This is a genomic window from Gibbsiella quercinecans (assembly GCF_002291425.1).
In the GTDB taxonomy this organism is placed as follows: domain Bacteria; phylum Pseudomonadota; class Gammaproteobacteria; order Enterobacterales; family Enterobacteriaceae; genus Gibbsiella; species Gibbsiella quercinecans.
Genome location: NZ_CP014136.1, coordinates 1,896,932 through 1,923,646, shown reverse-complemented (window position 1 = coordinate 1,923,646; position 26,715 = coordinate 1,896,932). Strand labels below are relative to the sequence as shown.

The 26,715-nt window shown below is 59.0% G+C and carries 23 protein-coding genes and 1 riboswitch; of the genes, 7 read left to right on the top strand and 16 right to left on the bottom strand.

What is annotated here, in order from left to right; genetic code table 11:
• Positions 1–149 precede the first annotated feature (149 nt).
• The 3 genes from ACN28Q_RS08935 (at position 150) to folA (ending at position 2,057) form a co-directional block, all read left to right on the top strand.
• Positions 150–950, top strand: a complete 801-nt coding sequence (locus ACN28Q_RS08935; RefSeq protein ID WP_095846027.1) for a threonine/serine exporter family protein — start codon at positions 150–152, stop codon at positions 948–950.
• On the top strand, positions 947–1,411 hold the full coding sequence (locus ACN28Q_RS08930) for a threonine/serine exporter (RefSeq protein WP_165907029.1): 465 nt from the start codon (positions 947–949) through the stop codon (positions 1,409–1,411). The genes ACN28Q_RS08935 and ACN28Q_RS08930 overlap by 4 nt, the downstream gene beginning before the upstream one ends.
• 163 nt (positions 1,412–1,574) lie before the next feature.
• The gene (gene folA, locus ACN28Q_RS08925) at positions 1,575–2,057 is read left to right on the top strand and encodes a type 3 dihydrofolate reductase (protein ID WP_095846025.1); all 483 of its coding nucleotides are present in this window, start codon (positions 1,575–1,577) and stop codon (positions 2,055–2,057) included.
• Positions 2,058–2,259: 202 nt separating this feature from the next.
• On the opposite strand, the gene apaH is transcribed toward folA, so the two are convergent.
• The 6 genes from apaH to lptD all read right to left on the bottom strand — a co-directional run bounded on the left by apaH (position 2,260) and on the right by lptD (position 9,002).
• Positions 2,260–3,096 carry a bis(5'-nucleosyl)-tetraphosphatase (symmetrical) ApaH gene (apaH, locus tag ACN28Q_RS08920; RefSeq protein WP_095846024.1) on the bottom strand — a complete coding sequence of 279 codons (837 nt, stop codon included), beginning with the start codon at positions 3,094–3,096 and terminating at the stop codon, positions 2,260–2,262.
• A 1-nt stretch (position 3,097) separates the two neighbouring features.
• Positions 3,098–3,475: a Co2+/Mg2+ efflux facilitator ApaG/CorD gene (gene apaG / locus ACN28Q_RS08915; protein WP_095846023.1), complete on the bottom strand. Its 378-nt coding sequence runs from the start codon at positions 3,473–3,475 to the stop codon at positions 3,098–3,100.
• A 12-nt stretch (positions 3,476–3,487) separates the two neighbouring features.
• Positions 3,488–4,306, bottom strand: a complete 819-nt coding sequence (rsmA, locus tag ACN28Q_RS08910) for a 16S rRNA (adenine(1518)-N(6)/adenine(1519)-N(6))-dimethyltransferase RsmA (protein WP_095846022.1) — start codon at positions 4,304–4,306, stop codon at positions 3,488–3,490.
• Positions 4,299–5,291, bottom strand: a complete 993-nt coding sequence (pdxA, locus tag ACN28Q_RS08905) for a 4-hydroxythreonine-4-phosphate dehydrogenase PdxA (protein ID WP_095846021.1) — start codon at positions 5,289–5,291, stop codon at positions 4,299–4,301. The genes rsmA and pdxA overlap by 8 nt, the downstream gene beginning before the upstream one ends.
• On the bottom strand, positions 5,281–6,579 hold the full coding sequence (surA, locus tag ACN28Q_RS08900) for a peptidylprolyl isomerase SurA (protein ID WP_095846020.1): 1,299 nt from the start codon (positions 6,577–6,579) through the stop codon (positions 5,281–5,283). Before surA ends, pdxA begins: the two co-directional genes overlap by 11 nt.
• 65 nt (positions 6,580–6,644) lie before the next feature.
• The gene (lptD, locus tag ACN28Q_RS08895) at positions 6,645–9,002 is read right to left on the bottom strand and encodes an LPS assembly protein LptD (protein WP_095846019.1); all 2,358 of its coding nucleotides are present in this window, start codon (positions 9,000–9,002) and stop codon (positions 6,645–6,647) included.
• 226 nt (positions 9,003–9,228) lie between these two features.
• Between lptD and djlA the strand changes: the two genes are divergently transcribed.
• On the top strand, positions 9,229–10,056 hold the full coding sequence (djlA, locus tag ACN28Q_RS08890) for a co-chaperone DjlA (RefSeq protein WP_095846018.1): 828 nt from the start codon (positions 9,229–9,231) through the stop codon (positions 10,054–10,056).
• A gap of 101 nt (positions 10,057–10,157) precedes the next feature.
• On the opposite strand, the gene rluA is transcribed toward djlA, so the two are convergent.
• The 3 genes from rluA to ACN28Q_RS08875 all read right to left on the bottom strand — a co-directional run bounded on the left by rluA (position 10,158) and on the right by ACN28Q_RS08875 (position 16,540).
• The gene (gene rluA / locus ACN28Q_RS08885) at positions 10,158–10,808 is read right to left on the bottom strand and encodes a bifunctional tRNA pseudouridine(32) synthase/23S rRNA pseudouridine(746) synthase RluA (RefSeq protein ID WP_095846017.1); all 651 of its coding nucleotides are present in this window, start codon (positions 10,806–10,808) and stop codon (positions 10,158–10,160) included.
• 54 nt (positions 10,809–10,862) lie between these two features.
• A complete protein-coding gene (gene rapA / locus ACN28Q_RS08880) occupies positions 10,863–13,769 on the bottom strand; it encodes an RNA polymerase-associated protein RapA (RefSeq protein WP_095846016.1) in 2,907 nt (968 codons plus the stop codon).
• A gap of 404 nt (positions 13,770–14,173) precedes the next feature.
• On the bottom strand, positions 14,174–16,540 hold the full coding sequence (locus ACN28Q_RS08875; RefSeq protein WP_095846015.1) for a DNA polymerase II: 2,367 nt from the start codon (positions 16,538–16,540) through the stop codon (positions 14,174–14,176).
• Between the two features lie 253 nt (positions 16,541–16,793).
• On the opposite strand from ACN28Q_RS08875, the gene ACN28Q_RS08870 reads away from it, so the two are divergent.
• On the top strand, positions 16,794–17,564 hold the full coding sequence (locus ACN28Q_RS08870) for a DedA family protein (RefSeq protein ID WP_095846014.1): 771 nt from the start codon (positions 16,794–16,796) through the stop codon (positions 17,562–17,564).
• 15 nt (positions 17,565–17,579) lie between these two features.
• On the opposite strand, the gene ilvN is transcribed toward ACN28Q_RS08870, so the two are convergent.
• From ilvN to sgrR, 7 genes are all read right to left on the bottom strand, one after another.
• Positions 17,580–17,873 (bottom strand): acetolactate synthase small subunit, encoded by a 294-nt coding sequence (gene ilvN, locus ACN28Q_RS08865; RefSeq protein WP_095846013.1) that lies wholly within the window; start codon positions 17,871–17,873, stop codon positions 17,580–17,582.
• A 3-nt stretch (positions 17,874–17,876) separates the two neighbouring features.
• The gene (gene ilvB / locus ACN28Q_RS08860; protein ID WP_095846012.1) at positions 17,877–19,571 is read right to left on the bottom strand and encodes an acetolactate synthase large subunit; all 1,695 of its coding nucleotides are present in this window, start codon (positions 19,569–19,571) and stop codon (positions 17,877–17,879) included.
• Positions 19,572–19,679: 108 nt separating this feature from the next.
• Entirely contained in the window at positions 19,680–19,778 is a 99-nt protein-coding gene (ivbL, locus tag ACN28Q_RS08855; RefSeq protein ID WP_121525327.1) for an ilvB operon leader peptide IvbL, read from the bottom strand.
• 104 nt (positions 19,779–19,882) lie between these two features.
• Positions 19,883–20,587 carry a thiamine ABC transporter ATP-binding protein ThiQ gene (gene thiQ / locus ACN28Q_RS08850; protein WP_095846011.1) on the bottom strand — a complete coding sequence of 235 codons (705 nt, stop codon included), beginning with the start codon at positions 20,585–20,587 and terminating at the stop codon, positions 19,883–19,885.
• Positions 20,574–22,181 carry a thiamine/thiamine pyrophosphate ABC transporter permease ThiP gene (gene thiP, locus ACN28Q_RS08845; protein WP_095846010.1) on the bottom strand — a complete coding sequence of 536 codons (1,608 nt, stop codon included), beginning with the start codon at positions 22,179–22,181 and terminating at the stop codon, positions 20,574–20,576. The genes thiQ and thiP overlap by 14 nt, the downstream gene beginning before the upstream one ends.
• Complete coding sequence (gene thiB, locus ACN28Q_RS08840) at positions 22,157–23,143, bottom strand: thiamine ABC transporter substrate binding subunit (protein WP_095848970.1); 987 nt, start codon at positions 23,141–23,143, stop codon at positions 22,157–22,159. The genes thiP and thiB overlap by 25 nt, the downstream gene beginning before the upstream one ends.
• Positions 23,144–23,200: 57 nt before the next feature.
• Positions 23,201–23,332, bottom strand: a riboswitch (TPP riboswitch).
• Between the two features lie 48 nt (positions 23,333–23,380).
• The gene (sgrR, locus tag ACN28Q_RS08835) at positions 23,381–25,042 is read right to left on the bottom strand and encodes an HTH-type transcriptional regulator SgrR (protein ID WP_095846009.1); all 1,662 of its coding nucleotides are present in this window, start codon (positions 25,040–25,042) and stop codon (positions 23,381–23,383) included.
• A gap of 92 nt (positions 25,043–25,134) precedes the next feature.
• On the opposite strand from sgrR, the gene sgrT reads away from it, so the two are divergent.
• Both sgrT and ACN28Q_RS08825 read left to right on the top strand, forming a co-directional pair.
• Positions 25,135–25,308, top strand: a complete 174-nt coding sequence (sgrT, locus tag ACN28Q_RS08830; protein ID WP_095846008.1) for a glucose uptake inhibitor SgrT — start codon at positions 25,135–25,137, stop codon at positions 25,306–25,308.
• Between the two features lie 136 nt (positions 25,309–25,444).
• Positions 25,445–26,632, top strand: a complete 1,188-nt coding sequence (locus ACN28Q_RS08825; RefSeq protein WP_095846007.1) for a sugar efflux transporter — start codon at positions 25,445–25,447, stop codon at positions 26,630–26,632.
• The last annotated feature ends 83 nt before the right edge of the window (positions 26,633–26,715 follow it).

Genomic DNA, 26,715 nt, shown 5'->3' with positions numbered 1-26,715 from the left:
GAGGTAATGTTAAGCAGTGTCGGCCAAGAGATCGTGGCGCCGCCGTCAGTGCAACAACCTGCGTCGGGCAAAGAGCGCAGGATATCGAGAAACGGTGTTTCCGGCCTGTCATTCATCGGCCGTTTATTCAGGGGAGTTTGCAGGATCGTATGAAGCATGAAATTACTGTCTCCTTGCCGGAGCCCAGCCGGCAGCAGCGTGAAATAACCCGGCTATGTATTCAGTGTGCGTTGTTGCTGTTGCAACACGGGGCGGAAAGCATGGTGGTTGAACAGTTGTCTACGCGCCTGGGGCTGGCGCTCGGCATGGACAGCGTGGAAAGCTCCATTTCCGCCAATGCGGTGGTGCTGACCACCATCAGCAACGGCGCTTGCCTGACCACCACCCGCAAGAATGTCGATCGTGGCATTAACATGCATATGGTGACGGAAGTGCAACACGTGGTGATCCTGGCGGAACACCGCCTGGCGGATGCACACGACGTGGCGCACCGGTTTGAGCGGCTGCGGCCGCTGCGCTATCCGCGCTGGCTGGTGGTGCTGATGGTGGGGCTTTCCTGCGGTTGCTTCAGCATAATCAACGGCGGTGGTAATGACGCCTTTGTCGTCACCTTCTTCGCCAGTGGGCTGGCGATGTTTGTCCGGCAGGTGCTCACCGCGCATCATATGAACCCGCTGATCAACTTTTGCCTGACGGCGTTTGTCGCGACGTCGATTTCCGGCCTGTTATTACGCCTGCCGGTGTTTAGCCAGACTTCCAGCGTCGCGATGGCGGCCAGCGTGCTGCTGCTGGTGCCGGGCTTCCCGCTGATCAACGCCGTGGCCGATATGTTCAAAGGCCATGTGAACACCGGCCTGGCACGCTGGGCGATGGCCAGCCTGTTGACGCTGGCGACCTGTATCGGTGTGGTGATGGCGATGGCTCTGTGGGATCTGCGGGGGTGGTCATGAGTCTGTTGTGGGCGTTGTTGCAGGATATGCTGCTGGCGGCGGTGCCGGCGCTGGGGTTTGCCATGGTGTTCAACGTGCCGATACGCGCGCTGCGCTACTGCGCCTTACTGGGGGCCGTGGGGCATGGTTCGCGGATGCTGATGATGCACGCCGGGATGAACATCGAATGGGCGTCGCTGCTGGCGGCAACCCTGATTGGCATTATCGGCATTAAGTGGTCGCGCTGGCTGCTGGCACACCCGAAGGTGTTCACCGTGGCGGCGGTAATCCCCATGTTTCCCGGTATTTCAGCCTATACCGCGATGATAAGCGTGGTAGAGATTTCACACCTGGGCTATAGCGAGGCGTTGATGTCACTGATGGTGACTAACTTTCTCAAGGCCAGTTTTATCGTTGGGGCGTTATCGATTGGGCTTTCCCTGCCGGGCCTGTGGCTGTATCGCAAACGCCCTGGCGTGTGATAGCCCAGGGTTTTCAGAGGGTTAGCGCAGGCAAATAATTAGTAGTATTAGGATAGCTAATCAGAGCTGTCTTATATATTCATATTGCTTGATTCGCCTATCGACGGCCGATTGGGCTTTACGTATAGTGTGAGCAATTTTGCTGCCTATACAGGGTTAAACAATGATTATCAGCCTGATCGCTGCCTTGGCGGCGGATCGCGTAATTGGTATGGAAAACGCAATGCCGTGGCATCTCCCGGCGGATCTTGCGTGGTTTAAACGCAACACGTTGAATAAGCCGGTCATCATGGGCCGCAAGACTTTTGAGTCGATAGGCCGCCCGCTGCCGGGCCGTCATAATATTGTGCTAAGCAGCCAACCGGGCACGGATACGGGCGTCACCTGGGTGGCTTCACTGGATGAGGCTTTGGCGGCGGCCGATAGCGCCGAAGAAGTGATGGTGATGGGCGGAGGGAGCATTTATACCCAGTTCCTGGCCCGGGCCAATCGTATGTACCTGACGCATATTGATGCCGAGATTGGCGGTGATACCCATTTCCCCGACTATGAGCCAGATGAATGGGAAACCTCGTTCAGCGAGTTCCACGATGCGGATGAGCTAAACTCACACAGCTACTGTTTTGAGATTTTAGAACGCCGTTAATGCGGCAAGATTAAGCTCTTTTTTACGTGCTAACAGAGAGCGAGAGTGAGTCGCTTAACCTAAATCCGACTTCGGGCTGCTCCCTCTCCCGTTGGTGAGTAATTTTCTCTGTTCTGACAGAGGGCGAGAGTGAGTCGCTTGACTTAAATCCGACTTCGGGCTGCTCCCTCTCCCGTTGGGAGAGGGTTGGGGTGAGGGGAGCCTACACCACATCATCCAGCATATCGCGGCGGTTGGACGGCTGAACGAAATAGCGCCGATCGCTCCAGCGCAGCATCGTCAGTTGACCGCCCCAGCAACAGCCGGTATCCAGCGCATAGATATCCGGCGGCGTGCCTTTACCTTCCAGCGAAGCCCAGTGGCCGAAGATAATGCTGTAATCAGCATCGACCCGCCGCGGCAGCTCAAACCAAGGCTTCAGCGGCGCCGGCGCGGTGCCTGGCGCATCTTTACAGATCATATCCAACTGGCCGTTCGGGAAGCAGTAGCGCATGCGCGTCAGCGCGTTGGCGCTATAACGCAGGCGGGCCAGGCCGCTTAATTCCGGGCTCCAGTTATTCGGCATATCGCCGTACATCGCATCCAGAAACAGCGGATAGCTGTCGCTGCTGAGCACTGCTTCCAATTCGCGTGCGCATATCTGGGCGGTTTCAATATCCCACTGCGGCGTGATGCCGGCATGGGCCATCACCAGCCTCTGCTCGGTATCAACCTGCAGCAGCGGCTGCCGGCGCAGCCAGTTAATCAGCTCATCAGCATCCGGCGCCTCCAGCAGCGGGTTTAGCCGGTCTTTGGGTTTGTTGCGGCTGATGCCGGCGTAAACCGCCAGCAGGTGCAGATCGTGGTTGCCCAGCACCATACGCACCGCCGGGCCAAGCGAACGCACGTAGCGCAGCACTTCCAGCGAGCCGGGGCCGCGCGCTACCAGATCGCCCGTGAGCCACAGCGTGTCATATTGCGGATCAAACGCAACCTGGGCTAATAGCGACTGCAGTTCATCAAAACAGCCATGAACGTCACCAATAAGATATGTCGACATATTAATGAATCAGCGTTGGGATAGCTAAGCGGAAGACGGGAATAGCGGTGCGGAACGATTTGCCCTGATGGTCAATCATTTCGTAATGGCCTTCCATGGTGCCCAGCGGGGTTTCAAGGATAGCGCCGCTGGTGTATTGGAACTCGCCGCCTGGTTCAATAACCGGCTGCTCACCCACCACGCCCTCACCTTGTACTTCGGTTTGGCGGCCGTTGGCGTTGGTGATTAACCAATAGCGGCCCAAGAGTTGAACGGTTGAGCGCCCCAGGTTACGCACAATGATGGTGTAGGCGAAGACGTAACGCTCTTCGTCCGGCTGTGACTGTGATTCTACATAAACACTCTGAACCTGCACACATACACGGGGCGACTCAATCATGACCACAACTCCTTATTGCTGCGACGGCAGATTGGCTGAAAGCCAGTTGGCCAGCTTGCAGTACTGCGCCACAGAAATATTTTCTGCTCTGAGCGTAGGATCGACGCCGAGATCCGTTAATTGCTCTGGGGTAAACAGATCGCCCAGGCTATTGCGGACGGTTTTACGGCGTTGGTTGAATGCCTGGGTAGTGACCCGGCTTAGCATCCGCACATCGCCGACTGGGTGCGGCAGCTCGCGGTAAGGCGCTAGACGCACCACGGCGGAATCCACTTTCGGCGGCGGCGCAAAGGCCGTTGGCGGCACTTCCAGCACCGGGATGACGTTGCAATAGTATTGCGCCATCACGCTCAGACGCCCATAGGCTTTACTGTTCGGGCCAGCCACCAGGCGGTTCACAACTTCTTTTTGCAACATAAAGTGCATGTCGTGAATAGCCTGAGTATAGCTGAAAAGGTGGAACATGAGCGGGGTGGAAATATTGTACGGCAGGTTGCCAAATACGCGCAGCGGTTGGCCGGCCTGCTCGGCCAGCTCAGCGAAGTTCATCGCCATGGCATCCTGCTGGTAGATCGTCAGTTTATCTTTCAACTGCGGATGATTGGCCAGGCGCGCTGCCAGATCGCGATCCAGCTCGATCACCGTCATGCGATCCATTCGCGCACCGACCGGCTCGGTCAAGGCGCCCAGACCAGGGCCGATCTCAACCACGGCTTCACCCGGCTGGGGGTGAATGGCGGAAACGATGCTATCGATGACAAACTGATCGGTTAAAAAGTTTTGCCCAAAGCGTTTGCGGGCAAAGTGCCCTTGGTGGACTCTATTATTCATTACAATTAATTATCATTTTAATGGCGAGATTCAGGGCCGTTTTGAAACTGCCGACGTCGGCATTGCCGGAGCCCGCCAGTTCCAGAGCGGTACCATGGTCGACCGAGGTACGGATAAAAGGCAAACCGAGAGTGATGTTAACCGCACGGCCAAACCCCTGGTATTTTAGCACCGGCAAGCCCTGATCGTGATACATCGCCAGCACGGCATCGGCATGTTGCAAATATTTGGGCTGGAACAGCGTATCGGCCGGCAGAGGGCCGATCAGATTGATCCCACGGCGGCGCAAGGTATCCAGGGCCGGAATAATGACATCCAGTTCTTCACGCCCCATATGGCCGCCTTCGCCCGCGTGCGGATTAAGCCCACAGACATAAATCTGCGGGGAGGGGATGCCAAACTTGGTTTGCAGATCGTGGTTGAGAATGCCGATCACTTCATGCAGGCATTGTTCGGTAATCGCACCCGGCACCGCCAGCAGCGGCAGGTGGGTCGTCGCCAACGCCACGCGCAGTTCTTCCGTCGCCAGCATCATCACAACGCGTTCACAGCCGCTGCGATCGGCAAAAAATTCGGTGTGGCCGGTAAAAGGCACGCCGGCATCGTTGATGATGCCTTTATGCACCGGCCCGGTGATCAGCGCGGCGAATTCGCCGTTCAGGCAGCCGTCACAGGCCTTGGCCAGGGTATCCACAACATAGGCGCTGTTGGCGACGTTCAGTTCGCCCGGCGTAACCGGGGCGGTGGCCGCAACTGGCAACACCGTCAGGGTACCGGCGCGCTGCGGCGCGGCCGGCTGTTGTGGCTGGTAATCACGCAGCGCCAGCGGCAGGTTCAGCCGTTGGGCACGTGTTTGCAGCAGGGCCGGATCGGCGCAGACCACCAGCTCAACAGGCCAATCCTGCTGAGCCAGGGCAACCACCAAATCCGGCCCCACCCCGGCTGGCTCGCCGGGGGTTATAACAACGCGTTGATTATTGTGCATTACTGCCATCAAGTATTTTTACATAGGCGGCGGCACGCTGTTCCTGCATCCAGGTTTGTGCTTCTTCAGCAAACTTGCGGTTGAACAGCATGCGGTAAGCGCGGTCCTTCTGGGCCGCATCGGTCTTATCGACCTGGCGGGTATCAATCAGTTGGATAAGGTGCCAGCCGAAGGCGGAATGAACCGGTTTGCTGATTTCGCCCTTATGCAGTTTTAACAGTGCATCGCGGAAGGCTGGATCGTACATGTCCGGGGATGCCCAACCCAGATCGCCGCCCTGCAGTGCAGAGCCGGGATCCTGCGAAAGCTGTTTGGCTTCATCGGCAAATTTCGCGGTACCGCTCTTGATCGCCGCGGCCACTTCTTCCAGCTTCGCGCGTGCCTGGTCATCGGTCAACACGACGGAAGGTTTCAGCAGGATGTGGCGGGCGTGCACTTCGGTAACGGAAACCGACTGGTTGGTGCCGCGGATGTCGTTGACCTTCAGGATGTGGAAGCCAACGCCGGAGCGGATTGGGCCGACCACGTCGCCTTTCTTGGCGCTCACCAGCCTTTCAGCGAACAGGGTAGGGATCTCTTGCAGCTTGCCCCAGCCCATGTTGCCGCCTTTCAGCGCCTGGGGATCGGCAGAGTAGGTGATGGCCAGTTTACCGAAGTCCGCACCGTTGTGCAGTTCAGTCATCAGGCGTTTAGCCAGCTCTTCTGCTTCGTCAACCTGTTGTTGTGACGGGTTTTCCGGCAGCGGCAGCAGGATGTGGCTGATGTTCATTTCGGTATCGCTGCTGTTCTGGGTGCCAACCTGTTTGGCCAGCGAATCCACTTCCTGCGGCAGGATAGTGACGCGGCGGCGAACTTCGTTGTTGCGCACCTCGGCGATCAGCATTTCTTTGCGGATCTGCGAACGGTAGGTGGTGTAGTTCAAGCCGTCATAGGCCAGACGGCTGCGCAGCTGCTCGACGGTCATTCTGTTTTGTGCGGCGATATTGGCGATCGCCTGATCCAGTTCGGCATCGGAAATGGAGATGCCCATTTTTTGCCCCATCTGCAACTGGATGTTATCCATAATCAAACGCTCAAGGATCTGATGGCGCAGCGTGGCATCGTCCGGCAATTGTTGCCCTGCCTGCTGTGCGTTCAGCTTGACCGACTGCATCAGGCCGTTCACGTCGCTTTCGAGCACAACGCCGTTATCCACCACGGCGGCGACCTTATCAACTTCTTGGGGGGCAGCGAACGCGGTATTGGCGCAAATGACCAATCCGAGAATAAGCGTTCTCCAGTTCTTCATACATTTCCCATTATTTAATCCGCAAATGCGGGTGAAAGTTCTGTTATTCAAACGATGAAATATCATCAGAACGCGCGCTGATACGGCAGGATGCCGGAGCGCAGCATTTCTGCCGTACCCAGGCTATGATCGCTGCTCAAGCCGCGCAGTTCGACGTTGAATGAAACCCTGTTGTCGTAAACGCTGTTTTGGCTGCTGCTGTTCCAGTCGGTGACCCTGCGCTCGTAGCCAAGGCTGACGGCCCAACAGCAGGTGTTGTAACGCACGCCCAGCAGTTGATCGGCAGACTGTTTGGCGCGGGTGTCGTAGTAATAGGCACCGACGATCGCCCAACGGTCCGCGATTGGCCAGCTAGCCGTTACGCCCACCTGCGAAATACCGTCCTGATAGGCCGGTATCTGGGTGGTGCTTAACGCCGTTTGAATATATTCCGGCGTGGCATAACGGTAGTTCAACTGAACCATACGTTCAGCATCCTGGCGATACTCCAGCACGGCGTTGCCCAATGAGACGCTAGCCAAACGCGTATCATATTGCAGCCCGCCGCGCAGCCCCCAGCGATCGTCAATCTTCCAATAGGTGTCGCCGGCCCATGCCAGGCTGCCGGTGTCATCATTGTTATCGTAACCAGTGACTTGGTCGCCGGTACGCGAACGGCTGAAGTAGTAGATTTGACCCACGGAAACGTTAAAACGTTCCACCAGCGCGTCATCATAAATGCGTGAGGTCAGGCCGGTGGTCACCCGGTTCTGGGACGCAATGCGATCCAGGCCGCTGTAGGTACGATCGCGGAACAGGCCGGAGTAGTCGGTTTGCAGCAGCGTGGTGTCATAGGTATAGATGCTGCTTTGATCGCGATACGGCACGTAAAGGTACTGCATCCGCGGTTCCAGCGTCTGGGTATAGCCTTCGGCCCAGTTCATTTGGCGATCGAACACCATCTTGCCATCAACCTTGAATTGCGGCAGTACGCGGTTAACCGAATCCTTCAGGAGCGGCGCCGAGCTGCCTGTGCGGCTCTCATAGTTGCTGGCGAAGCCGTTGGGGATGTCCTGCTGATAGTGGGTGGCCATCAGTTTGGCTTCGGTGTTCAGGCTGCCCCAGCCGTTGGTTAACGGCAGACTGATGGTCGGCTCCGCGTGCAGGCGGACGGCGTCCGGGCTGTACGGGTTAACGCTGGTAAAGTTGGCGGCCTGGCCGTAGAGGTGCAGATCAAACGGGCCGAGATCGTTTTTGTAGTAGTTCAGATCTAACTGCGGCCGGACGCGATAGGATTCGGAGCTGTCGCGATCGGTGTCGTCGTAAATCTGAAACTGCTTGGAGCTGATGGTGGCGTCCCAGTTTTCCGTGGCGTAGGCCAGGCTGAATTTCTGCGTCGCGTAGCCGTCGGTGGTGGAACCGTATTTGGAGTCCAAATCGGTAAAGTACCGGGAATCGCTGACCTTGGTATAGTCGACGTTGAAACGCCATACCTGGTCCATCACCCCGTTGTGGTTCCAGTACAGCAACCAACGGGTATCGTCCGAGTTGCCCTTGCCGTATTCGTGATCGTTCGGCAACCAGTCCAACGCAACGGTACCGAGGCCCGGCTGCGTCAGATAGCGGAACTCAGTCTGCCACTGCAGGCCACGCTTAGACATATAGTTAGGCGTGATGGTGGCATCAAAGTTTGGCGCAATGTTCCAGTAGTAGGGCAACACAAACTGGAAGCCGTTATTGCTGCCGTATTTCGCATTCGGGATCAGGAAGCCGGAGCGGCGCTTGTCGCCGACCGGCAACTGCAGATACGGGCTGTAAAACACCGGTACGCCGGCGATTTTAAAACGGGCGTTCCAGATTTCGGCAACCTGCTCTTCGCGATCGTGGATCACCTCGGAGCCAACAACGGTCCAGCTGTCATCCCCAGGCAAACAAGAGGTGAAGCTGCCGTTTTCCAGGATGGTGTAGCGGTTTTCGCCCCGCATTTTCATCTTGTCGGCGTCACCGCGCCCCTGGCGGCCGACCATTTGGTAATCCCCCTGGTAGACGTCGGTATCCTTGGTGTTCAGGTTAGACCACGCCTTCGGCCCCTGCAGTTTGATCTGGTTATCGCCATAGTGCACATCGCCGGTGGCGGTTACGGTGCGCACCGGGGCTTGGCCAGCCTCCTCTGTCTGATTCAGCTCAACCTGTTTGGCGGTGAGGGTGCTGTTGCCCTGATGAATATTCACGTTGCCGTTGAACAGCGCAGTGTGCGGGTAGTCAGCGCTTGAATCGTCAGAGTGGATAGTGACGGGCAGCGTGTTGGGATCGCCGCTGACCACCGGTTGGTCGAAAGTCGGGACGCCAAGCATGCACTGCTCGGCCAGATCGGCCAGCGCGTGCTGACTGTAAAGTGCCGTCCAAATCATCGTGGCCAGCAGTGTGGGTAAGCTTTTTTTCATACGCGGTTGTGGTGTCCGTCCTCAGAAGCGTCATGGCCGGCAAACGGTCAGAGACTATATCACTCATCTGCGTTGCGCTAGTGTTAAATCCGGTCGTTTGACTGCGTCGTTGTTAGGCGCAGCGATAAATGACAGGTATGATAATCGAAATCTTGGGAAAAATCGCCTTAACCCTGTGACTAACGCAGGGCGATATGCGGCTTACAGTATGTAATTTGGGGAGTGTATGCAGTATTGGGGAAAACTGCTCGGGGTCATTGTCGCTATCTGGTCTGGCGCGGGCTTCTGGGGCGTAGTTCTGGGGCTGATTGTTGGCCATATGATTGATACCGCGCGCAACAATAAGCGCAGCCGGGGTTTTTTTGCCGATCAGCAAACGCGGCAATCGCTGTTTTTCCGCACGACCTTCCAGGTGATGGGCCATCTGACCAAATCAAAAGGGCGGGTCACCGAAGCGGATATTCAAATGGCCAATCTGTCGATGGATCGCATGCAACTGCACGGCGAAGCGCGTGCGGCGGCGCAGCAGGCCTTCCGCGAGGGCAAGCAGAGCGATTTTCCGCTGCGTGAACGGTTGCAGCAACTGCGCAGCATCTGTTTTGGCCGCTTTGATCTGATTAGGATGTTTCTGGAAATACAGATCCAGGCCGCCTTTGCGGACGGTTCGCTACACCCAAACGAGCGCCAGGTGCTATATGTGATCGCCGAAGAGCTGGGGATCTCGCGCGCGCAGTTCGAACAGTTTCTGCGCATGATGGAAGGCGGCCAACAGTTCGGCGGCGGCTACCAGCAGCAGGGCGGCTACTCGCAAGGCGGCTATCAACAGGCCAGCCGTGGGCCAACGCTGGAAGACGCCTGCAAAGTGCTGGGGGTGAACAGTACCGACGATGCGGCGACCATCAAGCGTGCCTACCGTAAGCTGATGAGTGAACACCACCCGGATAAGCTGGTGGCGAAGGGGCTGCCGCCGGAAATGATGGAAATGGCCAAACAGAAAGCGCAGGAGATCCAATCGGCCTACGATCTGATCAAACGCGAAAAAGGCTTTAAGTAACGCTGACAGGGATGTTCGCCAGGCGGGTGCCTTTGGCTTAATTACGCGTTCGCGGCTGAACGTCTAAAGTGCCGTTCAGCCCCTGTCTTATTAACGCTGGGTTAGAAATCCGGTTCGGCGCGGAAATGCATCGGTGTCTGGAACGCGGGGTGGGTGATGCGCAGCTCTTGCGCATGCAGTTGTAAACGCTCGGCCATCGCCCTGGCCTGCGGGTGCGCGTAAAACTTATCGCCGAGGATCGGGTGCCCCAGCGCCAGCATATGCACCCGCAACTGGTGCGAACGCCCGGTGATGGGCAACAGCTTAACCCGCGTGCTGCCGTCTGTGTCGCGTGCAAGCACGTGATAGGCCGTCTGCGCTGCCTTGCCGGTATCAAAACAGACCTTTTGCAGCGGCCGGTTCGGCCAGTCGCAAATCAGCGGTAAATCCACCATCCCTTCATCGTGCTCAAGATGCCCCCAGACGCGGGCGATGTAGACTTTCTTTGGCTCGCGCTCACGGAACTGGCGCTTAAGCTCGCGCTCCGCCGCTTTGGTCAGCGCCACCACGATCACGCCGCTGGTGGCCATATCCAGCCGGTGCACCGACTCGGCGGCCGGGTAATCTGCCTGAATACGCAGCATCAGGCTGTCTTTATGCTCCGGCGCGCGGCCGGGCACGGAAAGCAGCCCGCTGGGCTTGTTGACCACGATAATATGGGCATCCTGATACAGAATATGCAACGGCTGCTGTGGGGGATCGTAGCGTTCCATTGTCGGGCTCCGCCGCTGTGGGTTATGCGGGGGAGCATGCTCCCCCTTGCACGGTTACTGGTGGGTGACCACCACCAGGCGGATAGCGTCCAGGCGCCAGCCCGCTTCGTTCAGGTTAGCCAGCACCTGGCGGCGGTTGAACTCCAGCGCTTCCACTTCGTCGTCGCGGATGTTCGGGTTGACCGCCTTGAGGGCTTCCAGCCGCGCCAGCTCGGTGCTGAGTTTATCGTCAGCTTCCTGTTTGGCCTGCTCGATCAGCGCTCTGGCCTCGGTTTCCACCTGGCTTTCCGCCTGTTGCAGGATGGCATGCACGTCCGGCTGCACGGCGTTAACCAGCTTGCTGGACGTGTGGCGGTTCACCGCGTTCAACTGGCGGTTGAAGCTTTCGAACTCAACCTGGGCCGCCAGGTTGGTGCCCTTGCGGTCCATCAGCATGCGGATCGGCGTGGCCGGCAGGAAACGGGTCAGTTGCAGGTGCTTCGGCGCCTGGGCCTCCACCACGTAAATCAGCTCCACCAACAGGGTGCCGACCGGCAACGCTTTGTTTTTCAACAGCGAAACCGCACAGCTGCCGGTGTCGCCGGAAACGATCAGATCCAGCCCGTTACGGATAATCGGGTGTTCCCAACTGACGAACTGCGCATCTTCGCGCGCCAGCGCCTGTTCGCGATCGAAGGTCACGGTGCAGCCGTCCTGCGGCAGCCCCGGGAAGTCCGGCACCAGCATGTGGTCTGACGGGGTCAGGATGATCAGGTTATCGCTGCGGTCTTCCTGATTGATACCGACGATATCAAACAGGTTGAGCGCAAAGCTGACCAGGTTGACGTCGTTGTCCTGTTCGGCAATGGCGTCGGCTAACCGTTGCGCCTTCTCCCCGCCGTTGGAGTGCATTTCCAACAGGCGATCGCGCCCCTGTTCCAACTGGGCTTTCAGCCGATCGTGCTGCTGGCGGCAGGCGTGAATAAAGTCGTCGAACCCTTCCTGTTCCGTCGGCGCGGCCAGGAAGGTGATGAGTTGTTCATAGCTGCTGTCATAGATGGTGCGGCCGGTTGGGCAGGTGTGCTCAAAGGCATCCAACCCTTCGTGATACCAGCGGCCCAGCACCGCCTGAGCGGTGTTTTCCAGATAGGGCACCATAATCTGGATGTCGTGCTGTTGCCCGATACGATCCAGGCGGCCGATGCGCTGCTCCAGCAGATCCGGGTTGAACGGCAGATCGAACATTACCAGATGGCTGGCGAACTGGAAGTTGCGGCCTTCGGAACCAATCTCCGAACACAGCAGCACCTGGGCCCCTTCTTCTTCAGAGGCGAAGTAGGCGGCGGCGCGGTCGCGCTCAATGATCGACAGCCCTTCATGGAACACGGCGGCGCGGATGGCTTCGCGCTCGCGCAGTACCTGTTCCAGTTGCAGCGCGGTTTCCGCCTTGGCGCAGATCACCAGTACTTTTTCATGACGGTTGGCGGTCAGGTAGTTCAGCAGCCACTCAACGCGCGGATCGAAGTTCCACCAGGTGGCGTTTTCGCCTTCAAATTCCTGATAAATCTGCTCCGGATAGAGCATATCGCGCGCCCGCGCTTCCACGCTTTTTTTGGCGCCCATAATGCCGGAGACTTTAATCGCCGTTTGGTACTGGGTCGGCAACGGCAGCTTGATCTGGTGCAGGGTGCGGTGCGGGAAGCCTTTCACGCCGTTGCGGGTGTTGCGGAACAGTACCCGGCTGGTGCCGTGGCGATCCATCAGCATGGTCACCAATTCCTGGCGCGCTTGTTCCGCATTGGCGCCGTCGCTGTTGGCGGCCTTCAGCAGCGGCTCGATATCCTGCTCATCGATCAGTTCGCCCAGCAGGTTGAGTTTCTCGTCCGACAGGCGTTCGCCGCTTAGCAGCAGGGTGACGGCGTCGGCCACCGGGCGGTATTTCTGCTGCTCGGTAACAAACTCCTGGTAGTCATGGAAACGGTTTGGATCCAACAGGCGCAGGCGGGCAAAGTGGCTTTGCTGGCCGAGCTGTTCCGGCGTCGCAGTCAGCAGCAGCACGCCGGGGATGTGCTCGGCCAACTGCTCGATAACCTGGTATTCACGGCTTGGGGCTTCTTCGCTCCACGCCAGGTGGTGTGCTTCATCCACCACCAGCAGATCCCACTCGGTATCGGCCAGCTGTTCCAGCCGTTTCTTGTTGCGGCGCACAAAGTCCAGCGAACAGATCACCAACTGCTCGGTTTCAAACGGGTTGCTGCTGTCGAGCATCGCTTCGGCGTAGCGGCTGTCGTCAAACAGCGAGAAATAGAGGTTGAAGCGGCGCATCATTTCAACCAGCCACTGGTGCTGCAGCGTTTCCGGCACCACGATCAGAACGCGTTCGGCGCGCCCGGCCAACAGCTGCTGGTGGATAATCATGCCGGCTTCGATGGTTTTACCCAGGCCCACTTCATCGGCCAACAGTACGCGCGGCGCATGGCGCTGGCCGACTTCATAGGCGATATGCAACTGGTGCGGGATCAGGCTGGCGCGCATACCGCGCAGGCCGGCGAACGGCAGGCGGTATTGCTCGCTTTGGTATTTGCGCGCGCGAAAACGCAGCGCGAAGCGATCCATACGATCGATTTGCCCGGCAAACAGGCGGTCTTGCGGCTTGCTGAAGGTGAGTTTGCTGTCCAGCAGCACTTCGCGCATCGCCACGCCGCTTTCCTGCGTGTCCAGGCGGGTGCCGATATAGGTCAGCAGGCCGTTGTCCTGTTTGACTTCTTCAACCTGTAACTGCCACCCTTCATGGTTGCTGATGGTGTCGCCTGGGTTGAACATCACCCGGGTAATGGGTGAGTCATTTCGGGCATACAGACGGTTTTCACCGGTGGCGGGGAAAAGCAGGGTAACCATGCGTGTGTCTAGCGCCACGACGGTTCCCAGACCCAGTTCGCTTTCCGTATCGCTGATCCAGCGTTGACCAAGTGTAAAAGGCATATATTGTCGGCTCGATTCTTTTTTAGTTAGTCTGCTGCTGCGATGCAGCAGCCGGTGTTCAAAGCGGCTTCCCTTCACCTTGCCCCCCAGTCCCTATTGCCGGGGAAAGTCCGTGCGGTCTGTGAGCATGATCACTATTAGCACATCATACTCGTTCTTCCCTGGCAGAGGGCCGTTTGTTCGGCTCAGGGCACAATTGTGCCACAACATCGCAATCGCTCTCGTGGGGTGATGGCCGTGGGGCAATAGCAATTCACGCCGCGCATCAACGCAAAAGCGGCACGGTTTAACCACGATGTTGTGAGTTATTCAGAATTTGGGAAGGGCGCTATGGTAATGGAAGGCGGCGCGTTCGTCACCTGCAAAACCCAATGAATTTACCGACGCCCCGGCCGGGCAGGGTGTCAGAATAGCCCCATCTGCCCCGTGACCAGCGTTGAAAAATCATCGTGTAGGAAAGGCAGGATGGCATCGGCCACCGGTTGCAACTGGCGCTCCAGGTAATGGTTATAATCAATCGGCGAGTGCCGGATCTCCAGCGGTTCAGGGCCAGCGGTGGTCATCACATAGCTTATCCAGCCGCCGTTCTGGTATTGCAACGGCCGCCCCTGCTGGCGATTGTATTCATCGGCGATGCGTGCCGCCCGGGCGTGCGGCGGCACGTTGCGCTGGTAATCATCCAACTGCCGGCGCAGGCGTTTGCGGTAGACCAGCCGGTCATCGAACTCGCCGTCTTGCAGTTTCGCCACGTAGTCACGCACGTAATCCTGGTAGGGCTGCCGCTTGAAAATGCGCTGATAGAGCTGTTGCTGGAACACCTGCGCCAGCGGTGTCCAGTCGGTGCGAACGGTTTCCAGCCCTTTGTACACCATGCTTTCGTTGCCGTCCGCCTGAACGATCAGCCCCGCGTAACGTTTCTTGCTGCCCTGCTCGGCGCCGCGGATGGTGGGCATCAGAAAACGTGAGTAATGGGTTTCAAACTCCAGTTCCAGTGCGCTTTCCAGTTGGTATTGCTGCTGCAGATGCTGCCGCCACCACTGGTTGACGTACGCTACCAGCGCGCGGCCAATCTCGGCGGCCTGCTGTTCGCCGTGGGCCTTCTTCAGCCAGACAAAGGTGGAGTCCGTATCGCCGTAGATCACCTGGTAGCCCCGGCTTTCAATCAGTTCGCGGGTCTGGCGCATGATCTCGTGGCCGCGCAGGGTGATCGATGAAGCCAGCCGCGGATCGAAAAAGCGGCAGCCGCTGGCGCCCAGCACGCCGTAAAAGGCGTTCATGATGATCTTGAGCGCCTGCGACAGCGGTTTATTTTGCTGCCGTTTGGCGGCTTCGCGCCCTTGCCAGATCTGGCCGACGATTGCCGGCAGGCAGTGCTGGCTGCGTGAAAAGCGAGCGTTACGGAACCCGGGAATGGTGTCGGCGTCGCTCTCGCTTTGGGTGCCGGCGACCAGGCCGACGGGATCGATCAGGAAGGTGCGAATGATCGAGGGATACAGGCTTTTGTAATCCAGCACCAGCACGGAATCATACAGCCCAGGCTGTGAATCCATCACGAAACCGCCGGGGCTGTGTTCTTCCGGCAGCTCGCCCAGGTTGGGGGCCACATAGCCCAGGCGGTGCATGCGCGGCATATACAGGTGGCTGAATGCCGCCACGGAACCGCCGCTACGATCCACTGCCAGCCCGGTGACGGTGGCGCGCTCAAGCAGAAACGGCAACAGTTCCGTCTTGGCGAAAATGCGTGTTACCAACTCGCAGTCTTTCAAGTTGTAATGCGCCAGCGCGGGTTTATCTTCGGCGAAGCGCCGGTCGATCTCCGCCATGCGTTGGTAAGGGTTATCAATGGCTTTGCCTTCGCCCAGCAGCGCCTGCGCCACATATTCCAGGCTGAACGAGGGGAAGTTCCAGGTGGCGGATTTCAGGGCTTCAATGCCGTCGATAAACAGCCGCCCGGCCGCGCTGGCGAAAAAGTGGTTTTGCTTAAAACCGTGCTCGCGCCACTCCAACAGGCCGCCGCCGCGGCCGAAACGCAGCGGGATACGGTAGCGTTCGGCGTGTTTTTGCAGCACGCGCAGATCAAATTGCACCAGATTCCAGCCGATGATCGCGTCCGGATCGTGTTGCGCCAGCCATTGATTCAGCCGCTCCAGCATTTGCGGGCGGCTGGCACAGTATTCCAGGGTGAAATCGAGTGGCTCCGGTTCGCCGTTGGCCGGGCCAAGCATGTATACCTGGCGCTGGCCGCAGCCTTCCAGCGCGATGGAATAAAGCTCGCCGTGGGCTGAGGTTTCGATATCCAACGACACCAGCCGCAGCGGCGGCCGATAGTCCGGCGCCGGCTTCATCTGCGCATTGATCAGCCTATCGCTGCCGGCGGATTGGCCGCTGAACCATACCGGGGCGGTGATAAAGCGCTCCATCAGGTAGCGCTCCGGCGGGCGGATATCCGCTTCGTAAACGTTGACGCCGCCTTCCCTGAGCCGTTTTTCCAGCGTGATCAACTGCCGGTGCTGGCGGCAATACAGGCCAAGCACCGGGCGGGAATGGAAGTCTTTCAGCGGCAGCGGTTTTAGCGTGGCGTAGCGCTCACCACGCAGCAGCGCTTCGGCCCGCGAGCGCTGTTCTTGCGGGATAAACGCTACCGAACTCTGCGGCGCCAGGCACAGTTGCTTTGGGCCGTGCTCGGTTGCCAGCCAGAATTCAATCTCGGTGCCGGCGGCGGTATCGCGCCAGTGCCGGGTGAGCAGAAAGCCTTGCTGAAGTGGTGCCACGCGGTTCCTGATACCTATGTTGATCCCCTGGGCCTTGCGGTCATGCCGGGGTGGATAGAAAGCAATATGCCTAAATGCAGCAACGCCAATGCGCCTGCAACGTGCAGTATAATGGCTTGTAGTATGGTTATTTATACAGTCATTGTCTACCGTCTGGTGGCGCCGCCAAAATCGCATACAATTCAGCAGTTGACGCGGTGACAACCGGGCCGGACAATCCCCCGCCCACAAGCTTGAGTTAACCTGAGGTTGAATGGAAGCCTACTTACAGCACCTGATTACCCAATCTCTGGCATTCACCCTGATGGTGATCGTGCTGGTGGCGTTTCTGGAATCGTTGGCACTGGTCGGGCTGCTGCTGCCCGGCACGGTAATGATGGCCAGCATTGGCGCCCTGATCGGCAGCGGACAGGTGGATTTTTACCCGGCTTGGGCCGCAGGCGTGGTGGGGTGCTTGCTGGGTGACTGGAGCTCTTATTTTATCGGCCGCGCTTTTAAAGCGCCGCTGCACCGTTGGTCGTTCCTGAAAAAGCACAAAGCGATGTTGGATCGCACGGAACATGCTTTGCACCAGCACAGTATCGTCACCGTATTGATTGGCCGCTTTGTCGGCCCCACGCGCCCACTGGTGCCGATGGTGGCCGGGATGCTGGATTTACCGCCGTACAAGTTTGCCCTGCCGAATATTATTGGTTGCCTGGCCTGGCCGCCGGTCTATTTCTTCCCTGGCATTTTGGCCGGCGTGGCGCTGGATATCCCGGCCGGCGCCAATAGTGCGCTGTTCAAATGGCTGCTGTTGGCGATGGCGCTATTGCTGTGGCTGGCGGCATGGCTAAGCTGGCGCTGGTGGCGCGAGGGGAAACGCAGCGCCGATCGCCTCAGCCGCTGGTTGCCGCCGCTGCGCTTGCGCCTGGCCTGTATCCTTAGCTGGGCCGCCGCGGCCGTGTGTTTCTATTTCCTGCACCAGCAGCCGCTGATGCCGATATACCGCCACCTGCTTTGGCAGGTGGTGGCCATCGGTTAAGCGGATGGGGGGCGATTATTGGAAAAATGCCGCCAACTGCTCGAACACCCGCACGTCTTCGCTGTGGCGCTTCACCTGTAGCACGTCCTCCAGCTTTTCCACCTGGCTTATCATTTGCAGTAGCCGCTGATCGTCCGCCACCAGCAGCCAGATGCGGCTTTGCTGCCCATCCTTGAGTGGCAGGCACAGAATGCCCTCCACGTTAAACGCCCGGCGCGCAAACAGACCGCATACGTGGGTCATTACGCCAGGGTGGTTACGCACCGCCAGTTCCAGGATCACCTGTGGGTTTTGTTGTAGTGATTGCATGGCTTATTCTCCAATCATCTCAATATTGGCAGCGCCCGGCGGCACCATCGGGAATACTTTCTCATTGATATCGATCAGCGCGTGGATCAAACACGGGCCGGGGCGCTGGATCGCCGCTGCCAGCGCGGCCTGCGGATCGCGCTCGGCGTTCAGATCGCAGGTGTCCAGGCCAAAACCGGCGGCGATCTTGATGAAATCGGTGCGCTTTGGATAGGTGGCGGCAAAGATGTGCTGCTGATAGAACAGCGATTGCTGCTGGTGCACCAGCCCCAGCGCTTGGTTGTTGATCAGAATGATTTTTACGTCCAGATCGTGCTCAACCGCGGTGGCCATTTCCTGGATGTTCATCATCATGCTGCCGTCGCCGGAGAAGCACAACACCTTGCGCTGCGGCTCGGCCAGCGCGGCGCCGATGGCGGCCGGCAGCCCGAACCCCATGGTGCCCAGCCCGCCGGAGGTGAGCCATTGGCGCGGGCGGCTCAGCGGGTAGGCTTGCGCCACCCACATCTGGTGCTGGCCCACGTCGGTGGTGATGATGGCGCTTTCATCCACACAGCGCGCCGCCGCCCGGATCAGCCCATAGTGGCAGAGCGGATCTTCGGCGTTCGGCATGTTAAACGGGAATTCGCGTTTCAGATCCTCCACCATTTGCAGCCATGCGCTGCGCGGTGCGGCTTCGATCTGCGGCAGCAGTTGCGCCAGCACCTGGCCGACATCGGCGTGCAGCGCCAGATGCGGTTGCTTGATCTTGCCAAGCTCGGCACGATCGATATCCACATGAATGATTTTCGCGTTGGGGCAAAACTGCTCCGTTTTGCCAATCGCGCGATCGTCAAAGCGGGCGCCCAATACGATCAGCAGATCTGCTTCCTGCAAGATGAAGTTGGTGCTGCGCGCGGCATGCATCCCCAGCATGCCGAGGGAAAGCGGGTGTTCCACCGGCAAGGCGCCAAGCGCCATCAGGGTCATGGTGGTAGGGAGGTTGGCGCGTTCCGCCAGCTCGCGCGCATCGCGGTGGGCAGCTGCGCTGATGATGCCGCCGCCCAGATAGAGCACCGGCCGTTTGGCCTGGTTGATCATCATCGCGGCCTGTTGCACGGCGGCGGCGTCAAATGCCGGCGGCGCATCCGGCAGCGCAATCGGCGGCAGTTGATCCAGTTCGATCTCGGCGGTTTGCACATCTTTGGGGATATCGATCCACACCGGCCCCGGCCGGCCGGATTCGGCGATGCGGAAGGCATCGCAAATTACCTGCGGCAGCTCGCTGATGCTGCGCACCAGATAGTTGTGTTTAGTGATGGGGATCGAAATACCGTAAGTATCGACTTCCTGAAAGGCGTCGGAGCCGATCATGGAAGAGGGCACTTGCCCGGTAATGCAGACCAGAGGGATGGAGTCGAGCTTGGCGTCGGCGATGGCGGTGACCAGGTTGGTGGCGCCGGGGCCGCTGGAGGCGATGCACACCGCGGCTTTGCCATTGGCCCTGGCCATGCCCTGGGCCATAAAGCCGGCGCCCTGTTCATGGCGTGCCAATACGTGGCGGATGGTATTGCTCTGGCTGAGCGCATCATACAGCGGCAGCGCCGCGCCGCCAGGAATGCCGGCGACGGTGGTGATGCCCTGGCGCTCCAGCAGATGCACGATCAACTGGGCGCCGGTAAAGCGCTGCCGTTGGTGAGGTTTGCCCGTGGTTTCCATTGTCTCGTCCTTCTTCTTGGCCGGTTGGCTTTGAGCGGGATACAGAGACAAGAAACCCCGCTCGGTTGGCGCCGGCGGGGTTTTGGGAATCGTGTGTTGATTCGGACCCTACGGCGCGTTGCCGACGACCACCACCACACGAACGACCACAGCCGCGGCAGGTTGCGCGGTGTTTAGTAGGGCCGAAGTCAGTGCAGATGCGATCACAGGGAACCTTAAGTATCAACAATAATAGTCAGGCAACATAAAAGCACAGGTGCCCAACGGGAACAACAGATTTATAGGTGGACACCTAAGAAATGCGCGCTAGATCACGGCTGTACCGGTATGCCCAGGATCTGCGCTTCAGGAGCACGGCCCTCCACCAGCGCCTGAGTCGGGCCGTCGTAATAAATCCGGCCGTCAACCACCAACAGCGTTCGCTTGGCGATGCGGGCGGCATCGTCCAGATTATGCGAAACCATCAGCAGCGTGAGCTGGCGCTGGTGACAGACGTTCTGCAACAGTTGCAGCATCTCGCTGCGTAGCGCCGGATCGAGCGCCGAGAAAGGCTCGTCCAGCAGCAGGATCGGCCGTTGCCGCACCAGGCAGCGCGCCAGTGCTGCCCGCTGGCGCTGGCCGCCGGAAAGCTGCGACGGCAGGCGTTGCAAATGTTCTTCCAGCCCGACCTGGGCGGCAATCTGCGCCAACTGCCGTTTTTGTTCGCTGTTCAGCCGCAGGCCGGGGTTAAGCCCCAGCCCAATATTTTGGGCGACGGTCAGGTGAGCGAACAGGTTGTTTTCCTGGAACAGCATGGAGACCGGGCGTTTGGCGGGCGGAGTGGCGGTGTGATCCTCGCCCGCCAGCAACAACCGGCCGCTGGCCGCCGGCAGAAAGCCGGCGATCAGGCTGAGCAGGGTGCTTTTGCCCGCGCCGCTTGGCCCGAGCACCGCGACGCGTTCGCCCGGCTGGATATGCAGATCAAAGCGCATCGGTAGGTGTTCATACAGATAGGTCAATTTTTCAAGCGTCAGCATGGCGGCCCGGTAAGCGTTCAATCAGGGTAAACAGCAGGAAGCACAGCAGCAGCAACAGCAGTGCGGTCACGGCGCCGTCATGGCTGCGATAGGCACCAATTTGCTGGTACAGATAAAAAGGCAGGGTACGGAATTGCTCGTTGCCAAACAAGGCCACCACGCCAAAATCGCCGATAGACAGCACGCAGGCAAACGCCAGCGCCTGCGCCAGCGGCCGGCGCAGTGCTTTCAGTTCGATCCAGCGCAGCCGCTGCCAGCCGTGCATATCCAGCGACAGGCACAGGGGGTTATAGCGTTCCGCCAGATCGCGCATGGGGTTGTCGAGCACTTTTAGCGCGTAGGGGATCGCCATCAGCGCGTTGGTCAGGATCACCAGCCCATAGGGCGACTGCGGCAGGCCGAGGGTATCGTTCAGCAGCAGGAAAAAGCCGGTGGCCAGGACAATGCCCGGCATCGCCAGGATCACCATGCCGCTCAACTCCAGTGCCTGCCCCCAGCGCAAACGCTGCCGAAGTTTCAGTTCCCGGCTGCTCCACAGCAACAGCATCGTCAGGGTGACGCACAGCAAACCGGCAGCGATCGCGATGCGCAACGAGGTAAACAGCGCCTGCCAGAGGATCTGCTGTTGCAACACGCTCACCAGCGCCTGATTGGCGCCGTCGGCAATCACCGCCAGCAGCGGCGGCAGCAACAGCAGCAGGGCTGCGGTTATCAGCAGGCCGTCGGTGATGCGCCGCTGCAGGCTGTCTTCCGGGTTGCGCCAAAGCGCCGCCTGGGTCGCCCCCACCGGCAGCGCCTGGCTCAGGCGCTGGCTAAGCAGCACCAGCCCCAGGCAACAGGCCATCTGGATCAACGCCAGCAGGGCGGCGCGGCTAAGATCGTAGTCGTAGCTCAGCGCCTGATAAATCGCCAGTTCAATGGTGGTGGCCTGCGGGCCGCCGCCCAGCGCCAGCACGGTGGCAAAGCTGGCGAAGCAAAGCATGAAGATCAGCGCGCCGCTCGGCAGCAACTGGCGCCGCAGCGCGGGCCATTCGACGATGCGAAACTGCTGCCAGCCGTTCATGCCCAACTGGGCGGCCAGTTGGCGCTGTTCTACCGGGATATTTTCCAGCGCTTGCAGCAGCAGGCGGGTGGCGAGCGGGAGGTTGAAGAATAAATGGGCCAGCAGGATGCCCTGCAGGCCGTAAGGAGAGAAGTGATATTCCACGCCCAGCCAGCCGCACAGGGTGGCCAGCCAGCCCTGGCGGCCATAGACGCTGAGCAAGCCGAAGACCGCCACCAGCACCGGCAGCACCAGCGTCATGGCGCACAGCCGCAACAACATCGCGCGGCCGGGAAAGCGGCGCCGATAGAGCGCGCGCGCCAGCCAGATGGCAGGCAGCACCGAGATCAACGCGGAAAGAAGCGCCTGCCAGAAGGTGAAGCGCACCACATGCCACAGGTAGGCGTCGTGCCAGATTGCCGTGGTGTTGCTTGCCGGCGCGTGGTGCCACAGCGCGCCTATCGCCAGTGCGGCGATCAGCACGATCAGGCCGGCGGCCAGCAGGCCTGGCCGCAGCCAGCCGGGAATTAGCGGCTTACTGCGTTTTGCCATGCCCGGATCCACTCCCCTCGGTGTTGCGCCACATCTTCAGCACTGTACTGCAGCGCCACTTTCGGCACCGGCATTTGGTCAAAACCGGCCGGCAGCGTGGTGTTGATCACCGGGTACATCCAGTTACCGGTAGGAATGGTGTTTTGGAACGCCGGGGTCACCATGAACTGTAAAAAGCGCTCTGCCAATTGCGGATGCTTGCTGGCCTTCAGCTTACCGGCCACTTCCACCTGCAGATAATTGCCTTCGCTAAAGCTGGCAGCGGCATAACTGTCTTTCTTTTCTTCAATCAGGTGGTAGGCCGGCGAGGTGGTATAGCTAAGCACCAGATCGCCTTCCCCTTTCAGGAACAGGCCGTAGGCTTCGCTCCAGCCTTTGGTGACGGTGACGGTTTTTTTCGCCAACTGTTGCCAGGCCTGCGGCGCGCTGCCGCCGTACACTTTCTGCACCCACAGCAACAGGCCAAGCCCCGGGGTGCTGGTGCGCGGATCCTGATAGATGATTTTCCAGGGCTTATCGCTGCTCACCAGTTCTTTCAGACTCTGCGGCGGGTTTTTCAGTTTGTCTTTGTTGTAAACGAAGGCGAAGTAGCCGTAGTCGAACGGCACGAAGGTTTTATCATGCCAACCGCCGGGCAGCGTCAGCTTGCTGGTATCCACCGCGCTTGGCGCAAACAGGCCGGTTTGGCCTGCGGCCTGCAGCAGGTTGTTGTCCAGCCCCAGCACCACGTCGGCCGCGCTGTTTTTGCCCTCCAGCCGCAGGCGGTTAAGCAGCGAAACGCCATCCTCCAGCGCAACGAATTTCAGTTCGCAGCCGCAGTCTGCCTCAAAGGCTTTTTTCACCGCCGGGCCGGGGCCCCAATCGGCGGCGAAGGAATCATAGGTGTAAACCGTCAGCGTTTCTTTAGCCAACGCCGGCGCGCTGGCCAGCAACAATAGGCAGGGAAGTAATTTTTTGACCACTTTGCACTCCTGGGCGATAAGGGGCAAAGGTATCTGAGGGTGGGGTGAATGGTTAGTCAACGCGCCATGCTCAAATCCCTCCGCCGGTATGGACCGGATCAGGTTCGACGGGTTTGTTCTCAGCGGAAGAGATTGCCGCACGCCGGATAAACGCGCGCCGGGCACCTTTCCGCACCCCGTTGAGACGGCGTTATTGTAAAGATTAACGCACGTCGGCGAAAGCGGCTTCTTTCTTTGTTAGGCCTCAGGTGGGGCGAACCAGGCGGATTTAAAGTCAAACCAGCCCAGCGTATTCATCCGCACCCCGCGCATGCTGCGCTGGCCGTGTAACTGCAGCCAATGGTGAAATAACGGGTGTAGCTGATGGTGATGGACCAGGCGCCGACAGAATTCCGCCAACGGCAGCATATTGTCGTGCCACAGAGCGGCGTCCTGGTGGAGATCGTCATTCATGCAGTGCTTCAGCAGCGGCAGTTCATACAGCGTAGCAAAGAGCGAGAATTCCAGCGGCAGATAGAAATTTGCACTGCCCAGCCACAAATCGCTGACCGCGTTGCCCTGGTGCCAGGTAGCGTAGTCCACCACCTGAATATTCAGCCGGATGCCGTGCTGCGCCAGCAATGGCGCGATCGTCTGTTGGATGGCCTGGAATTCCGGGTGCTCGCTGTAAAAGGTCAGCGTCAGTTCGCGCAGGCCGGCGGGTTTTGGCTGCCGGGAAGGCGCACGGCAATGATGCCAGCGCGGCAATATGCCGTAGGCCGGCGACCAGTAGCGTTGATACTCCGGCCCGGCATTGTTCAACAGGGTGATTGGGTTAATCAGTTCGCACAGCCAACTGCGGGTGGCTTCATCCGCAGCCAGCGGCGAGCGTTGGTCGAATAACAGAAAGTAACAGCCCTCTTCCAGCCGGCTTTCCAGCTCATTTTTGCCGGTATCGTCCGCCTGCAACTGCACGCCCGCATATACCAATTCCTCGGTGATTTCCGGCAGTACCCAGATATTGACCTCGTCGATCAGGGCGCGGTAGCCGAAATAATCATCGAAAGCGTGAATCTTCATTTGGCTCTGGTGATTGCGCACCACCCGATAGGGCCCGGTGCCGACCGGGTGGCGGGCAAAGTCCGGCAGGCTTTGCCACTCATGCGGCAGGATCATGGCATGCACGCTGCCCAGCAGCCAGGGCAGCCAATAGTCTGGGCGGTGTAAGTGCACGTCGATCACATAAGGGGTGGGCGACGCGACCTTGGCCAGATGGGCGAACAAGGGTTGCGGGATCAGCCGGGTCAGCGAAGCGATCACGTCTTGCATTTCCAGTTCACGGCCGTGATGGAAATGAATCGCCGGGCGCAGGTAAAAACGCCAGTGCAAGGGTGTGATGGCTTGCCAGTGATGGGAAAGGTCGGGTTCCAGTTCCCCGTTTTCCTCATTTATCCGCGTCAGGCCATTAAAGATTTGCCGGGCCAGGTGGGTTTCCGAGCGGCGCAACGGCGAGCCGGGCAGCAGGTTATACAACTGGCGATAATAGAGCACGCGCAGGATATGCTTGCCTTGGCGGAAGCTGCGCCCCAGTTGGGAGAGCAGCATCTGGCGCACCACGTTTTTATCGCCGACCAGTTGCACCAGTTGATCGATCTTATCCTGCTCCAACAGTTCTTCGGCCCGCTGCTGCTGCAACGCCAGCCCGGTGTAATGAAAGGTGAGCTGCGAACGTTTGCCGCGCCCGGCTTCCGCTTGCCAGGTCAGCCAGCCTTGCTGCTGCATGGCGCTGAGCAGCGAGCGCACGTGGCGGCGCGAGCAGCTCAGCACCTCTGCCAGTTCTTGCAGCGTGGTTTCCATAGGCTGGCCGTGGCAGCACTGCCACAAGCGGATGAACTGCTGTTGCAAACGTGGGCTGGACATAAAAGAGGAACTCTCCGCGATCGATTCGTCAATTTATCTTTCCCTATATTACGCCGATAATTTTCCTCAATGAAGGCGTGGGGAGGTGGCTTATGACCGTTTTCTTATCTAAAGGTTTTTATCAGCGTTACTTTGACGCGGTTCGCCGCCAGAAGGCCGATTGGCTGAGCGTGGTGCCGGAACAGGCAAGGCTGGATACGCTGGCGCATTTAACCCAGTGGGATATGAGCAAACTGAGCGACGAGGAGTACCGGAAGCGTCTGTAATCGACCATCTTAAATGTTTCTGAGTAATGGTGCATTTCACCAGCCAGTGGGGCCATCCCACTGGTTTTTTTATTGCTTTATTCTCTTAGTGGCCTTCTGTAGCATGGGGTCTTCGCTTCAGCTCAGGGATGAATAAATGAAAGTTTCCCGCTGGTCGCCACGTCGTTTTAACCCCGTATTTGCCGCATTCCTGATTCTGGCCTTTCTGGCCGGTATCGCCGGTGCGTTGCAGGCACCAACGTTGAGTCTGTTTCTCACCACTGAAGTGAAGGTCAGGCCGCTGTGGGTGGGGCTGTTTTATACCATTAACGCCGTTGCCGGCATTATCGTCAGTTTTCTGCTGGCGAAACGCTCCGATACCCGTGGCGATCGGCGCAAGCTGATTCTGGTGTGCTGCCTGATGGCGGTGGGCAACTGCGTACTGTTCGCCTTCAACCGCGACTACCTGACGTTGATTACTCTGGGCGTGTTCCTGGCCGCGGTAGCCAATACCGCGATGCCGCAGATTTTTGCGCTGGCGCGTGAGTATGCGGACAGCTCGGCACGCGAGGTGGTGATGTTCAGCTCGGTGATGCGCGCCCAGCTTTCACTGGCCTGGGTGATTGGCCCACCGTTGTCGTTTGCTCTGGCGCTGAATTACGGTTTCACCGTGATGTTTCTGATTGCCGCGGGCATTTTTGTGCTCAGCGCGGTTTTGGTGTGGTTTGGGCTGCCCACGGTGCCGCGCGAAGCGCAAACCGGTAGCCTGAATGCCTCGCCGATTGCGCCGCCCAGCGCCTGGCGTAACCGCGATGTGCGGCTGTTGTTTTTGGCCTCGATGCTGATGTGGACCTGCAACACCATGTACATCATTGATATGCCGCTGTATATCACCCGCGAGCTGGGGCTGCCGGAAAGGCTGGCGGGGCTATTGATGGGCACGGCTGCCGGGCTGGAGATCCCGGCGATGCTGGTAGCGGGTTATCTGGTTAAACGCTTTGGCAAACGCAACATGATGCTGTTCGCCGTTGCGGCGGGCGTGCTGTTTTACGGCGGGCTGGTGCTGTTCAAATTCAAGACGGCGTTAATGGTGCTGCAACTGTTTAACGCCGTTTTCATCGGCATTGTCGCCGGTATCGGTATGCTCTATTTTCAGGATTTGATGCCAGGCCGGCCGGGGGCGGCCACCACCATGTTCACCAACAGCATTTCGACCGGGGTGATCCTGGCCGGGGTGCTGCAAGGCATGCTGGCCGAAGCCCTGGGCCACTACGCGGTGTACTGGCTGGCGCTGATTCTGGTGACGGCTTCACTGTGGCTTTGCGCCCGCGTGCGGGAAGTGTGAAATCCGATGTCTGGATAACGCTCTTGCCTTGCCGCATTTATCCCCATTGGTATCCGCCAACCTTTTCATTCTGTGCTAACTAA